Source organism: Alicyclobacillus sp. SO9 (assembly GCF_016406125.1).
Taxonomy (GTDB): domain Bacteria; phylum Bacillota; class Bacilli; order Alicyclobacillales; family Alicyclobacillaceae; genus SO9.
In genome coordinates, this window is the sequence record NZ_CP066339.1 from 4009424 (window position 1) to 4024368 (window position 14945).

At 46.9% G+C, this 14945-nt stretch carries 11 protein-coding genes; 1 reads left to right on the plus strand and 10 read right to left on the minus strand.

The features are described from left to right. The 6 genes from GI364_RS18780 to GI364_RS18805 form a co-directional block, all read right to left on the minus strand. Positions 1-2703, minus strand: coding sequence for a family 78 glycoside hydrolase catalytic domain (locus GI364_RS18780; protein WP_198850741.1), 2703 nt, complete (start codon positions 2701-2703; stop codon positions 1-3). Positions 2704-2905: 202 nt separating this feature from the next. After that, on the minus strand, positions 2906-3931 hold the full coding sequence (locus tag GI364_RS18785; RefSeq protein ID WP_198850742.1) for a Gfo/Idh/MocA family protein: 1026 nt from the start codon (positions 3929-3931) through the stop codon (positions 2906-2908). A 10-nt stretch (positions 3932-3941) separates the two neighbouring features. After that, positions 3942-4694: a DeoR/GlpR family DNA-binding transcription regulator gene (locus GI364_RS18790; RefSeq protein ID WP_198850743.1), complete on the minus strand. Its 753-nt coding sequence runs from the start codon at positions 4692-4694 to the stop codon at positions 3942-3944. Between the two features lie 64 nt (positions 4695-4758). Then, entirely contained in the window at positions 4759-5979 is a 1221-nt protein-coding gene (gene rhaI, locus GI364_RS18795; protein WP_198854113.1) for an L-rhamnose isomerase, read from the minus strand. A 46-nt stretch (positions 5980-6025) separates the two neighbouring features. Beyond that, positions 6026-8071 (minus strand): bifunctional aldolase/short-chain dehydrogenase, encoded by a 2046-nt coding sequence (locus GI364_RS18800; protein WP_198850744.1) that lies wholly within the window; start codon positions 8069-8071, stop codon positions 6026-6028. A 31-nt stretch (positions 8072-8102) separates the two neighbouring features. After that, complete coding sequence (locus tag GI364_RS18805) at positions 8103-9584, minus strand: rhamnulokinase (protein ID WP_233096190.1); 1482 nt, start codon at positions 9582-9584, stop codon at positions 8103-8105. A gap of 166 nt (positions 9585-9750) precedes the next feature. Between GI364_RS18805 and GI364_RS18810 the strand changes: the two genes are divergently transcribed. After that, positions 9751-10647: an aldo/keto reductase gene (locus GI364_RS18810; RefSeq protein ID WP_198850746.1), complete on the plus strand. Its 897-nt coding sequence runs from the start codon at positions 9751-9753 to the stop codon at positions 10645-10647. A 132-nt stretch (positions 10648-10779) separates the two neighbouring features. On the opposite strand, the gene GI364_RS18815 is transcribed toward GI364_RS18810, so the two are convergent. The 4 genes from GI364_RS18815 to tal all read right to left on the minus strand — a co-directional run bounded on the left by GI364_RS18815 (position 10780) and on the right by tal (position 14858). Then, a complete protein-coding gene (locus tag GI364_RS18815; RefSeq protein ID WP_198850747.1) occupies positions 10780-11664 on the minus strand; it encodes an NAD(P)-dependent oxidoreductase in 885 nt (294 codons plus the stop codon). A gap of 224 nt (positions 11665-11888) precedes the next feature. Continuing rightward, positions 11889-12548, minus strand: coding sequence for a bifunctional 4-hydroxy-2-oxoglutarate aldolase/2-dehydro-3-deoxy-phosphogluconate aldolase (locus tag GI364_RS18820; RefSeq protein WP_233095872.1), 660 nt, complete (start codon positions 12546-12548; stop codon positions 11889-11891). A 45-nt stretch (positions 12549-12593) separates the two neighbouring features. Further along, entirely contained in the window at positions 12594-13742 is a 1149-nt protein-coding gene (dgoD, locus tag GI364_RS18825; RefSeq protein WP_198850748.1) for a galactonate dehydratase, read from the minus strand. Positions 13743-13763: 21 nt separating this feature from the next. Next, positions 13764-14858 (minus strand): transaldolase, encoded by a 1095-nt coding sequence (gene tal / locus GI364_RS18830; protein WP_198850749.1) that lies wholly within the window; start codon positions 14856-14858, stop codon positions 13764-13766. Positions 14859-14945: the final 87 nt, after the last annotated feature.

The following is a 14945-nucleotide window of genomic DNA, read 5'->3' on the forward strand; positions in this document are numbered from 1 at the left end:
TCATGCTCTTTCACTGGTCATCCTTCGCTGCTCGTGCTTCACGGAAGTAAAATAGTACTCACCGGACCCAACTGAAACCACAGCATAAGGACCTTCCATTTTAATAAATGAGAGGCCCTCGGTTTCCGCCAGCGGCATCCCTCGTTCCAGCACCTGTGCTCGCGAGTCTGCCGGAATATGGATGACAGCAGTTGTATTAGCGGGAATTTGCACTTTGAGAGAAATCTGGTCTTCCCAGTGTTCCTTATAGTCGATACTCACGGTTCCTGGTCGCAATGTATGATAGGCTCGAACCCATCCCAAGTGGCTGCCCGGCTCTGGTCTGACATCGATGTGAAACTGCTCTGACTTCTTGTCAAAATAGTAGTCTATGCCCGCAACGTTCCGGTAAAACCACTCTTCTATATGCCCCAGCATGAAGTGATTTTGGGAATTACCGATTTTTGGGCCGCCCCACGCTTCCGTCAGAGTGGTGGCACCGTGAATGACTTGATAGCCGTAGCCAGGCTCGTCAGTTTGCTGGACCATTTGTTGAATTATGTGAGAAAATCCGTGATTGGCAAGGGCCAGCAAAACAAATCGGTGACCAATATCTCCGGCAGTAATCCTATACCCTGTTCTCTCAATATCTGCAGCCAAGTGCTTGAGTGCATGCCCCTGTTGATAGTCGCTTAACAAGCCAAGAACCAAGGGGATGGCATTAGAGGTTTGACTATCAGTGCCAATGACGAAAGGATGGGTATGTACAAAAGCTTTCTGAAAAGCCGCGTATATACTTTGTTTCAGCGCTTCATATCGGTTACAATCTGCAGAATGTCCCAAGCTGGCGGCCACTTGACCCAGCACTTCCACCATGTGATAGAACATGGCTGTTTCTACGAGTTCTACTGGTGTGTTCTGAGCATAGCCTGGCGGGTTTTCTCCCACGTCATACCAATCCCCTAAACCGCCCGTAACGATAAAGTTGTCCGATTGGTCCGAAACATACTCAACATACTTTTTCATTCCTTCGTAGTGTTCAGATAAAATGCTGTGGTTGCCGTATTTTTGATTTAAGAACCAAGGCAACAGAATATAGGCAATACCCCATGCGACAGTGTCTCGGAAGTGGTGATACGTTCCTTCAAACACTGTATATTCCGGGGCTGTCGAAGGTACCAAGCCATTTGGTAGTTGCGCATCACGAATATCATTGACAACCTTACACAGAAGGCTTTCTACATCGTAATTAAACATGACGGCTGGACCGAGGAGATGGGTCTGTTCCAGCCATCCCAGCTTTTCCCGATGGGGACAGTCTGTGAAGACACTCTTCATGTTGCTTAAAACCGACCAGTTGATAATCTCATGTACACGATTCATCATGGGATCAGACGATTGGAACTCACCCTTAACGTCAATATCCGGATAAATCATTTCTCCTTCGATAGACAACATGCTGCCAGTTCCATTCTGTTCCCCGGCAAATCTACTCGGCACCAGTCCTTCCACCTGAACATAGCGAAAACCGTAGTAACTGAACCTCGGTGCCCACACTTCTTTCTCAGTTCCTTTAAGGGTGTACTGCCATTTATAAGGGCTTCCGCTATGTCGTTGGTTAGCGAGTCCGTCTTGAATCACTTCCGACGGGGTCAGAACCAGTTCTTCCCCTGCTTTTCCACGAACCACAACATTTACCCATCCCGAAAAGTTCTGGCCAAAGTCGACAACATAGATACCTGGCCTAGTCTCTGTGATATCCACAGGCGAAAATCTCTCCATCACCTTTACAGGGGGAATGGACTGAGACTTAAGTACAGCCTTCGAATCATTTTCTTCGAAAGCGTTTAACCAGTGTACAGCGTTGAAACCTGGTCTTGACCACCCTGTTTGTTCGAGACGGGCATCATAGTCTTCTCCGCCATACACCTCCGAGAAGACAATCGGACTGGGGCTGCATTTCCAGTTACCGTTCGATGCAATGGTCATTTTACTGCCGTCAATGAACTCAACTTGCAGTTGCACAATACACTTTGGCGTTCCGAACGAAGCCTTAAATTTTGAGTAACGCCCTCCAGCCACATGAAAGAATCCATTGGCCAACAGAATGCCAATTGCATTCGCTCCATGAGAGAGTTTTGTCGACACATCAAAAACATTGTACAGACGAGTTTTGTCGTAGTTCGTCCACCCTGGGTTCAAAACACTGTCCCCTACCCTGTTGCCGTTCACGTAAAGCTCATACTGTCCCAAGCCGCACACAAAAGCTCGAGCTCTGACTATAGAACTCTCCAAAGTGAATTCGTGCCTGAATTGTGTTGCTGCTGCATCTGCATCTCGAGGCGCCTGAATCCATTGTCCGACCCAATCCTCTGAGCGCAACAGTCCCGTTTCCCACCATGACACTGTACTTTCAGTCTGTACATGTGCGTCGTCCCAGACAATGACCTTCCAATAGTAACGACATGAGGACCTCAATGGTTTGCCATCATATGTAACATGTGTGCACCGGGCACTTCCAATAACACCGCTGTCCCACATATCACCCACATTGGCAGCCAAGTTGTCGACTGAGGTTGTCACTATGATGCGATAGGCACTTTGTCCGGCACCCCGTCGGCGTGTCTCCTGAAAGCTCCAACCGAAAGACGGCTTATGTGCATCAACACCCAAGGGGTACTTTCGTGATTCTACAAACAAGTCTTGAATTTTTAAGCCACTCAAGCAAAACTCCCCCTGTACCGGGAACTAAGCACACCTTCCCGTATTGGTTAGCGTCTAGTTGGACGCGCGTTTCTGACAGTTCAAAACTATATACCAATTGTAAAATCAGCTTTCATTTTGTCAAGTACAAAATATTTATTTGTATATAAAACAAAGAGCGCATAATAACGAGTCTCGCAGTCGTACAGCGTGGGACAGCATATTAATTCAAGTCAACAACCTGGTTGGTTCGCAGGCTTTCGTATACTGCAAACACAAGGCTTAATGTCTTGAGATTATCAGCCCCGCTAGTTTGAAATTCTGTGCCGTCCTGCAAGCAAGATAGAAAATGCCTCTGGAGCCTGGAGAAACTCTCCTCCATGTTAAACTTATAGCCATTCGACAAGACACGTTCTGTGCCATCCGTCTGTCGTAAAACAAGCCGATTGTCTTGATAGAGAATTAAAGTGGCTCTGTCACCCTCCACAATCATCTGCTCAATCGGACATTCATCCCGCTGATTTGCCATAGACCTTCGGGAAGCCCAACTCACATCCATATGTCCGAAAAAGCCCTCGTGCTTTAGTGTGACAACACCCGTATCTTCACCTTGAACGTATGGACTGATTCGAGTTGCAGCAGCATAGAGACTTACAGGTTCACCAAACAAATACCTCCACACATCAAGCCAATGAATCCCCATTTCGAAGAAAAGAAGGTTCGGCATCGTGCGAAAGTAGGGCTGAGGTATAGCTCTATCCGGCGCAAAAGTGGGTGTCGCGTACTTACAATCCAGAAACCGAATTTGTTGAATATTCCCAATAATTTGGCTTTGTATGTGTAATTTAACCTGCCGAAAGGGCTCCAGCCAGCGCCAGTTTTCTGTTACCATCAGTCTCACCCGATGGCGCTCGACAGTTTTGAGAATATCCTGCGCCTCTTGTACCGTTTGCGCAAACGGCTTTTGGCAGAGAATATCCCTTCCGGTTTTAGCAACTATCTCCACGATTTCGCGGTGAGTATCAGGTTTAGTAACAATGTCAACGGCGTCTATGTCTTCATATTGAAGCAGTTCCTCAAGTTCAGTATATAAATGCTGGTGGTCTATTTGAAACTGGGCCCCCCGCTCCTTCAATACCGCCTCATCTGTATCACAGAGACATTGTACAGTTGCACCTTCCACTTGTGACCAAGCACGCAAATGGGTCTGCGACCAGTACCCGGCACCCACAACTCCAATCTTTTTCACGATGTCACTCCTATTCAACTCTGATTCCAGATTGTAAAAGTACGTCAATAATCTCTGGAGACACTTCTGAATCGCTCACCACAATGTCGATGTCACTTAAATTAAAAGTGTGAACTAGAGAGCGAACCCCAAACTTCGTGTGGTCTGCAAGTAAGTAAGTTTTGTCTGCAATGGAAACCATCTTTCGCTTAATCACAGCCTGCAGTTCATTTGACTCACTTATTCCTGCAGTTACATCAATGCCCTTGCATGAGACAAAGGTCTTGTTAACATGGTACTTACTCAATGCTTCCTCCACTAACGGTCCAACAAATGACATGGAAGTCACCCGGAGGATTCCTCCTGTACAAATCGCCTGAATGCGATTGTTCTTTCCTAGCTCTTGTATCACAGGTATAGAATTTGTAATCACAGTGAGCTCAACTTCTGGAAGGGCCCTCGCCAAGTACCATGCAGAAGAACTGGCATCGAGAGCGATGATATCACCGGCTTCAACATATGACGCGGCTTTTTCAGCCACCTCCATCTTCTGCTGGGAATTCATACTCTCCCGTTCAGTGTAGGGAATGTCCTGGCTTTCCGTCTCCATTCGGATTGCTCCGCCGTGACTGCGACAAAGTTTCCCCTGAGTGGCCAACAGGTCCAAGTCTCTACGTGCAGTCTCGGGAGTAACGTGAAACAATCGACTTAGATCTGTGACTTTGACACTGCCTGTGTCGTTAACCAGTTCTACAATTTTCCGTTGGCGTTCGAGGGCCATCATCAGACTTCACTCCATTTCAAACAGATAGGAAGGGAGGCACAAGTATAAAGCTCTTTGTCACTATTCACCAACTACTTCCGCCCACACCACGAACAGCAATCTTCTCTTCATACCCACTCTCTTTATACGCCGTCATCGGGTCTGCGGGCAGTCCTTCTTCTTCCCGCACGGCTGCCAAAAGCGAAGTAACATCCATTTCAAATGCCTTGCGAACCGCATTTTCTGCTTCTAGCACATCATTCTTTTCTTGAGCAGCATGTACTTCCTCATGACTAACCAGCAAAGCCTTTGCATATTGCGTTTGGATATTCATCACGGTCCGAATCATAGCAGGAATTTTCGGTTCAATCGCATGGCTTTGGTCAATCATAAAGGAGATGTTGTCAGCTGTGTGTCGTACATCTTGTTTACCGTCAAATTGTGCTTCTGAAATTTGATAGAAGATGAGAAATAGCTCATAGGGATCAATAGCTCCGGCAATCAAATCATCATCAGCATATTTTCGGCTGTTAAAGTGAAATCCACCAAGCTTCGTTTCGTCCAGTAAACAAGCCACAATGTGTGCAACGTTCGTCCCCTGAGGATGATGACCTGTATCAACAAGGACCTGTGCTTGCGGACCTAACTTCTTTGCGGCAGTGAATGCCATTCCCCAATCAGCCAAATCCGTGTGATAAAAACCCGGTTCAAAAAACTTGTATTCTATTAACATCCTCATGTCGCCAGATAAGGCCCGATACGTGCTCTTGAGTGCTTCTTCCAACCATTGTTTTCGCTGCCGAATGTGTCCTTGGCCCGGGTAATTTGTACCGTCTGCAAACCAAAGGCTCAGAATGGTAGAGTTCACTTCCTTCATGATATCTACACATTCCAAGAGATGGTCTAATGCCTTCTTCCGAATTTTCACATCGGAGTTGGTAATGCTCCCCAACATGTAATCGTCGTCTTGAAACAAATTCGGGTTCACTGCCCCAATTGTGAGACCTTGATTTTCAGCATGTCGTCTTAATTCTTGAAAGTCATCCACTTTGTCCCAAGGAATATGAATTGCAACAGTGGGGCAGGCCCCCGTGAGTTGATGTACCATCGCAGCGTCATCAAGTTTTTCAAACGGGTCTCGAGGCACACCTGCCCTTTGGAAAACCTTAAACCGGGTTCCCGAGTCACCGTACCCCCACGACGGAGTCTCGATTTTGAAGGCTTTCAACCTGCTTTTTACTTCATTTAAATTTATGCCCCTGGCTTTTTGCTGACTTTCAAACACCGAATATGCCTTGTCAAGCAAACGATTCACTGCTCACACCATCCTTGTTCCTGAAAGTTGGCAATTCTTATCGAGGAAATGCGGGCGCAACACCGCCATCTATCGTCAACATACAGCCGGTAGTCTTAGCTGTTCTTGGCGAAGCGAAGAACAAAATACCTTCTGCAATATCCTCAGTTGAAATATTTACACCGAGAATGGTTCTCTTCCGGTAGTGTTCTTCTAACTCGTCAGGCTGAATGCCATAAGCACTCGCCCGCTCTTCTCGCCATGCAGAATTCCAAATATTTGAACCTTGTAGAACCGCATCCGGAAGGACAGAATTGACCCGAATCTGTGACGGCCCGCCTTCCACCGCTAAGCAACGTGCGAGATGGGCTTCCAAAGCTTTGGCAGAGCTGTATGCTGCAGCGTTTTTGCCGGCATACACAGCATTCTTTGATGTGACAAAAATAACTGAACCGCCAATCCCCTGCTCCGTCATGATGCGAAACGCCTCGCGCGAAGTGAGAAAATATCCGGTTCCAAGTACACTCATATTGCGATTCCAATCGTCCAAAGTAGTTTGTGTGAATGCCGACGAACTAGCCAATCCAGCATTCGACACAAATACATCGATACCGCCGTATTCAAGGACGGCTTGCTTAAACGACTCAAGTACCTTCTCCTCTTTGGTCACGTCCAGCGTCACGCTGAAGGCCGTCCCAGACCCAAATTCTTCATTTAGTTTGGCTGCTTTGTCACGTGCCGCTTCAGCTGCGAGATCGGCTAGAATGACATGCGCACCTTCAGCAGCCATGCGTCTAGCTGCGGCACCGCCAATGCCTCCTGCTCCACCGGTAATATACGCTATTTTTCGCGCGAGTTCTTTCTCCTTGGGTGCCAAGGATAACTTGTACAGCTCAAGAGGCCAATACTCTACATCAAAAGACTCTTTTTCACTTAGGGAAACAAAGCTCCCCAGTGTGGTTGCGCCTTTCATAACTGCAACAGCTCTGCGATATAAGGCTGCAGCAACATTTGCCATCTTTTTATTCTTACCCGTGGCAATGACCCCGAGACCAGGTATTAAAATGACTCGCGGGTACGGGTCGTGCATAGACACATCCAAGTCAACATTTCGTTCGTAGTAGTCAACATAGTCTCTTTTGTATTGATTCAGTCCGTCCTGCAATAGCTCCTTGAGCTTATCAATAGCACCCGATGACGGGTCCCAATTTATGAATAGAGGCGTTCGCTTTGTATGGACCAAATGGTCTGGGCATGCCGCGCCCACCTGAGAGAGTTCCCCTGCCAAACGGCTATTCACAAAGTGCTGAAAATCCTCACCGGCATCATAGGTCAAAACTGTATGCCGGAACTCCGATACAATACCGCGGATAAAAGGTAATACGGACACAGCGAATTCTCTGCGAATTGCATCCGTGAGTTTTTCATGACGGGGGCCACCATATAAGTTTGGTTCATCAACGCGGCGGTTGATGTAATCCGCTGCTTCATGAATGATTCGAAGTGTGTTGTCATAGCACTCGTCAGATGTATCGCCCCAAGTGATAAGACCGTGTTTCTCCATCAATACCAATTCACACTCCGGATGGCTGCGAACTTTTTCACCAATCAGTTTGGATAATTGAAATCCCGGACGAATATACGGTACCCAAACTGCTCTGTCACCAAATATCTCCTTTGCTATGTCTCGCCCGTTGTCGCTGCAACACAGAGATATAATACTGTCAGGGTGTGTATGGTCAACGTGGCGAAACGGCAAAAAAGCGTGCAAGAGCGTTTCAATTGATGAACGGGGATGGCTGGTGTCCACCATACATTTACGAAGATAGTTCACCATGTCTTCGTCCGTCATCTCTGCCCGATCCATTAATGGTGTAACCTCTTCGAGTCGCAGGGCCGTAAAGCTGTTTCCTGTCGCCTCTGCCAAATCCGAACCGCTGCCTTTCACCCACATAACCTGTATCTCTCTTCCCAGGTGGTCAGTACCCGTCGTCTTAACCGAAGTGTTGCCGCCTCCCCAGTTACAGACAGTCCTATCCAGTCCGATTTTATTGGACCTTGAAACGAGATTTTCTAACTCCGACATGTGTGTTACGCCCTCCATTTTCGCTCTCTCCCTCTATAAATGTCTCAACTTAAGATTGACTGTGCAATCGCTGCAACTCCATCACTTTCCGAAACGAATTGTAAGCTTCATCCCATGCTTGTTGTTGATGCGGTACATATCTCCGTATTTCCACAGATGCACGAATGAGAGGTTGAATTTCATCCGGAGATGCAATTTCTCCGAGAGCTAACAGCTGAACCGCAGCATTTCCAAGTGTGCTTGCCTCTACGGGCCCTGCAATTACTTCACGATTTGTTGCGCTGGCAGTAAACTGCGACAAGAGTTGATTACGGGAGCCGCCGCCAACGACGTGAATCGCGTTATACCTCTTGCCTGTAATCATTTCCAGTTCCTCTAAGACGTATCTGTACTTGAGCGCCAGCGATTCGAGAATACTGCGAACCACATCCCCAGGATGCACCGGTTGTCCTTGTCCCGTCTCAAGACAGATTTGACGAATCATCAGTAGCATGTCCAATGGTTGCAACAACCGTGGATCATCGGGATCGAACAGGAACTGAAATGGATGCCCCGTGTCAGCAAGATGCAGGAGTTTGGGAAGAGACAGAGCGTAGTCCTCTTTCTGAAACACTGCTTGTGTCTCCTGCAGCAGCCACAGACCCATTACGTTCTTTAACAGCCTGTAGTTCCCAAGACCACCTTCGTTAGTAAAATTAAAGTTCTCAGTCTGCTCGGTGATGACGGGTCTGTCAACAACCGTTCCGACAAGTGACCATGTACCTGAACTAATGTAGGCATAATCCTTGTCTTCGTGAGGAACAGCCACAACTGCACTGGCAGTATCATGAGACGCTGTATGAATCACCTTCGTTTGTGACAGCAATGACAAGCCAGTCAGTTCCGAATCATGAATCACATCTACTACAGTTCCAGGCAATTTCACATCCGGCAAAATGCTGCTGGGAATCTGTAATTGGTTCATGAGTTCGGTATCCCACTCTAGAGACATTGCACGAAGCAACTGAGTGGTAGTTGCGTTGGTGAATTCCGCACTTCTTTGCCCAGTCAGAAAGAAACTTACCAGATTGGGAATGAGCAATAGGGTTTCAGACCCGTCAAGCAGAGGGTATCCAGAAACCTTTGCAGCATATAACTGATACAACGTGTTAATAGGAGACAATTGGATGCCAGTTCGATGAAACAAATGGTGTCTTCCAACTGTTCCGATAACTTCACTCATGGCAACTGTATTTCGAGGATCTCGGTAGTGTCCAGGCATAGTTAGCAGGTGTCCGCTTGAATCAACGAGGCCAAAGTCAACAGCCCAACTATCAATGCCCAGTCCGGAAATCGGCGCACCAAGACTGTTCGCTTTCGTCATCCCCAACCTAATTTCCTCGTATATCGCATAGACATTCCAATACATCCCATCAAATATACGAAACGGTTTGTTAGGAAATCGATGGACTTCGGTTAGCGTAATTCGTTCCCCATCGAATCCAGCATTCATGACACGTCCTGAAGATGCTCCCAAGTCTATCGTTAACACATTCAAGTATTTCACCTCCTCATCCCAAAACAGTGTATCTACATCTGCTATTATATCTCTTTATGTTTGTTTTTGTTACTTTATTTATTTTTATATTGTATGATTCTGTTCTAAAATATGAGATAATTCAAATGATGTTATACGTATCAAGTCAGGAGGAGTGTCAATGAAACAGCAAGCCTTTGGCAAGACGGATATGCAGGTAAGCAGTTTAGGATTTGGCGGGGCAGAAATCGGGTTTCAACACACACCTCTGCCCGAAGTTGAGCAATTGTTAGGTACGGCACTGGACGCGGGACTTAACGTCATTGATACGGCGGCGTGCTACGGTATAAGCGAAGAATCGATTGGTAAGACCGTTTCCCACAGAAGAAAAGACTACTACTTGTTTACCAAGTGTGGACATGATACCGGTTTTGACTTGCCCAACTGGAGTCCTGATTTGTTGGTGAAATCGATTGAGCAAAGCCTGGTACGACTGAAAACAGACCATGTGGATGTTGTTCATCTGCACGGATGCTCCCGTGATATTCTGGAGAACGGCGGTGTCATCGAAGTTCTGGAAAAAGCAAAGCAGGCGGGGAAAACAAGGTACATTGGCTACAGCGGCGACAGAGAAGATGCCCTTCGTGCTGTGGAACTAAATGTATTTGACAGCTTGGAGATTTCTGTTAATATTGCCGACCAGGAAGCCATTGAGAAAGTGATTCCCAAAGCTGTTGAACAAGGAATGGGTGTGATTGCAAAGCGTCCCATAGCAAACGCAGCCTGGCTCAGTGAATCACTGCCAACAAACAATTACATTCAACCCTACTGGCATCGCCTGCAACAACTTGACTATGACTTTCTCCATGGCGGCATACGCGACGCTGTGTCCACGGCACTGCGTTTTACATTGGCAGTTTCAGGCGTAAGCACTGCAATTGTTGGGACTGCCAAGCCGAATCGCTATAAGGAAAATGTTAGCTTTCTGGAGAATGGCCCCCTGGATGAGGAGGCTTTCAAGGTCGTTCGAAAGCGCTGGAGTGACGTGGCTCAAGCCGATTGGGTCGGACAGGGCTGATTGCAACACATGGCAAAGCATTTAATCCTCTCTACCTGCCGCAACACATTCTCAATGAGGATCAAACAGAGGTGTTTTAGAACACCTCTGTTTCTTAATCGAATGTCAGCGGGCCAGTGTGATATGCCCGTCTTATTTTACATCGTAGAATTTAACTAATGCCTGTGTGCCTTTATCGTTATACCCCTCGTCAGCGAGGGAAGTGTAGATTTCTTTCGAGAGACGTAAACCAGGCACACTCAACCCCATTCTATTTGCTTCTTCAAGCGCTATGGTCATATCCTTAATAAAGTGTTTTATGTAGAAACCTGGCTCCATATCATCTTCAATCATCCGTGGTGCTAGATTGCTCAATGACCAGCTTCCAGCCGCACCCATAGTGATACTTTTTAAAACTCGGTCCGGATCAAGCCCTGCCCGCTTTGCGTAAGAGATGGACTCACTCACGCCAATCATGTTGGATGCTATTGCAATCTGATTGCACATTTTTGTATGCTGTCCCGCACCATGGGGCCCTTGAAGAATGATGTTCTGTCCCAAAACATCCAGAATTGGTTTTACTGCGGCAAAGTCTGCTTCTTCACCACCCACCATAATGCTTAATCGGCCTTCACGAGCTCCAATGTCTCCGCCAGATACAGGAGCATCCATGACACGAAAACCCTTCGAAGCGCCTTCTTTGCCTATTTTAACGGCCAAGTCAGGGCTTGAAGTGGTCATATCAATTAAATAGGCACCTGCTTTTGCAAAATGGAGGATTCCGCCGCGGCTGAAGTATACTTCCTCCACATCCCTTGGATAGCCCACCATAGTAATAATGACATCCGTATTCGCCGCCAACGCTTCAACCGTGTCTTTCCATTCCGCCCCAGCCTCTAACAATGATTGTGCACTGCTCTTCGTCCGGTTATAGACTTTCACAGAATACCCGATTTTCAAGAGTCGCAGTACCATTTCCCTGCCCATAACTCCGGTCCCAATAAAACCAACTGTAATCTCATCCTTTAACAACTGCATGGTTTATCATTCTCCTTTTGAGGCGTTGTCAATAACTTGAAGGCAGCGTTATGTTTATGCCTCCCATTATCCATTATCCATGTTCCATCGTCCATTTCCCGCCTTCCATTTCATACGTTACACTTTTGTCACTCGTACAAAATCTCAGACGACTGTCTCGTACGAAAATAGCGCAAATGACCCCATTTGTCGAATGAGGGTCGTATTTGATGTTCGGGTTACATCTAGTTAGAAACTGCATTCTGCCTGGCAATCTCGATGAACCGGGACGCAACCTGCTGAATCCGTGCAAAGTCCCCAACTTCAATGAGTTTTCTATTGACTAAGCTGCCTCCTACACCTATACCCACACACCCTGATTGAAAGTATTCGGCAGCATTATCCACTGACACACCGCCAACTGCAATCAGTGGAATGTGCCCCATGGGACCCTGTAAGTCTCTAATGTAGCTGCTGCCTAACGAACGAATTGGAAAAACCTTCACAGCAGACGCCCCGTTTTCGTAGGCTGTCACAATTTCACTCGGCGTCATCGCACCGGTCAAGGTATGCAGGTTATTCTCAACCGCGAATTCAATGATGCTCAAATCAACATTGGGAGTGACAAAAAACTGCGCTCCGGCTTCAAGAGCTGACTTCGCCTCCCCCATGGTTAGGACCGTACCTGCACCAATCCACATCCGTTCAGCAAATTGCGTCCGTAATGCAGTAATCATCTGTGGCGCATTCTCCGTATTCATGGTAATTTCCATCGCACGAATCCCGCCATTATACAAGGCGTTTGCGAGCAGATAAACATGTTCGGAAGCGACTCCCCGCACAATCGGAATGACCCTTGTGTCCAGGAAATGACGAGCCTCAGAGTCCTTATTTAAACGCTCCACAAATAACCTTCCTTTCTCCGAACTCTCCAAATGTGTAGCATAGAACTACCACTCTGCGATGGTACCATCAGCATTTCTCCAGATTGGATTCTTCCAGTTGTGCCCTTGCTTCGCTCTTTCCACAACATATTCCTCATTCATTTCTATTCCGAGACCAGGACCTGTTGGGTTACGAATAAACCCGTCCTTATAATCAAATACGGACGGGTTCGTTATGTAATCCAATAAATCATTTGTTTTATTATAGTGAATACCAAGACTCTGCTCTTGGATAAATACGTTCGGTGTGCACACATCAAGTTGTACACAGGCGGCTAAGGCAATGGGTCCGAGAGGACAGTGAGGAGCAACAGTCACATCATAAGCTTCTGCCATGGCAGCAATCCTTTTGACTTCCGATATACCGCCCGCATGAGATAAATCTGGTTGAATGATATCGACAATACCATCTTCAAAAAGATTTTTAAAATCCCAACGAGTATACATCCGTTCTCCTGTGGCAATGGGGGTGGAAGTATGTGTTGCGATTTGCTTAAGCGCCTCGTTGTTCTCCGATAACACGGGCTCCTCAATAAACATGAGATGAAAAGGTTCAAGTTCCTTGGCAATCAGCTTCGCCATAGATTTGTGGATCCGACCGTGAAAATCTACAGCAATGCCAAACCCTTTTCCAACTGCATCGCGCACGGCTGCTACACGCTGAAGAATTGCATCAACCTTCTCAAAGGAATCAATGTAATGCATCTCTTCAGACGCATTCATCTTGATTGCAGTAAAACCCAAACCCAGCTTTTCCTTTGCAGCCATCCCGACATCACTGGGTCTGTCCCCGCCTATCCATGAATACACTCGCAACTTTTGCCTGGTCTCACCGCCAAGAAATTCATAGACTGGTAAGCCACAGGCTTTCCCCTTGATATCCCAAAGAGCTTGGTCAATACCGGAGATTGCACTCATGATGACCGGACCGCCGCGATAAAATCCCGAACGATAAAGAGTCTGCCAAATGTCCTCAATCCGATTTGGGTTTTTTCCAATTAAGTAGTCTTTCATTTCACGGACACAGGCAGCAACCGTAAGTGCATGACCTTCTAAGCTGGGCTCACCCCAGCCCGAAATCCCCTCATCGGTTTCAATCTTGAGAAAAACCCATCTCGGAGGAACTACAAATGTATGAACACCTGTGATTTTCAATCCAATCTTTCCTCCCAGTACTTATCCCCTTAAGCTTTCTGACTTCTCCTTCAGATTTTGCAATAGAGTTTGAAATGATTTCTCAAAGGAAGCGAGGCCTTCAGTAAGCAATTCATCAGTCACACTGGAAAGAGAGACCCCTGCATCCCCGAGTCGAGTCAAGACCTCTTCCGCCTCTGTCACCTGAGAATTCACCATTGAGCTAAAACCTTCAGTTGTACCGAGAACAGCGTCTAACGTCTTTGGAGGCATGGTGTTGACAGTATGAGGGCCGGCCAAAGAAGAAACATAGAGCAATTCAGAGTAGCGCGGGTCCTTAACACCCGTGGAAGCCCAAAGCGGTCTCTGTACCTGAGCACCGTTCGCTTTCAGTTTTTCAAAGCGATCGTCTGAAAACAGCTCTTCGAAACGCTTATACGCCATCTTCGCGTTTGCAACACCTGCCATACCTAACAAAGACTCATCCAGCCCTTTCTCCCGAATGAGTTTGTCTACTTTGGTATCCACACGACTGACGAAGAAACTCGCAACGGATGCTACTGATAGGGGCAAGCCACCACTCAGCCGACTCTCCAAACCGGACAGGTATGCATCTACAACTTTTTTGTACATCTCGACACTAAAAATCAATGTCACATTGACATTAATACCGTCCTTAATGAGTTCTCGAACAGCCGGAATCCCCTCCTCTGTTGCAGGAACCTTAATCATGACATTAGGCCTGTCGATACTGCGGAACAGCCTCCGGCCCTCCTGAACAGTACCCTCTGTATCTCGCGACAAAGCAGGTGAAACTTCAATACTGACATATCCGTCAGCATGGTTCGTTTGTTCGAAAACCGGCATCAGCAAGTCTGCCACACGGCCGATATCAGCAAACGTTAATGAATCATAAACCTCCTGTATGGCCTTTCCTTTCTGCACCGCCGTCACAATTTCAACATCATAAGCAGTTGATGCAGTGATGGCCCGTTCAAAGATAGTAGGATTAGAAGTCACGCCGCTCACACCCAACTCGATGAGGCGTTCCATTTCACCTGAATCAAGCAGCCCCCTATCCACATTGTCATACCAAACGCTTTGTCCACACTCATTCAAATTCTTAATTGATGTCACCTTTATCACTCCCTTGATATGTATCATCTTATTGACCTTAACACCGTTTACCGTGTTCAGCCTAATAAGATGCATGTGTCTGTTTTG

Excerpts from the sequence above, each read along its gene's own strand:
- GI364_RS18790 (WP_198850743.1), bottom strand. The coding sequence starts at position 4,694 with ATGATGGCCCTCGAACGCCAACGGAAAATTGTAGAACTGGTTAACGAC.
- GI364_RS18800 (WP_198850744.1), bottom strand. The coding sequence starts at position 8,071 with ATGGAGGGCGTAACACACATGTCGGAGTTAGAAAATCTCGTTTCAAGG.
- GI364_RS18810 (WP_198850746.1), top strand. The coding sequence starts at position 9,751 with ATGAAACAGCAAGCCTTTGGCAAGACGGATATGCAGGTAAGCAGTTTA.
- GI364_RS18815 (WP_198850747.1), bottom strand. The coding sequence starts at position 11,664 with ATGCAGTTGTTAAAGGATGAGATTACAGTTGGTTTTATTGGGACCGGA.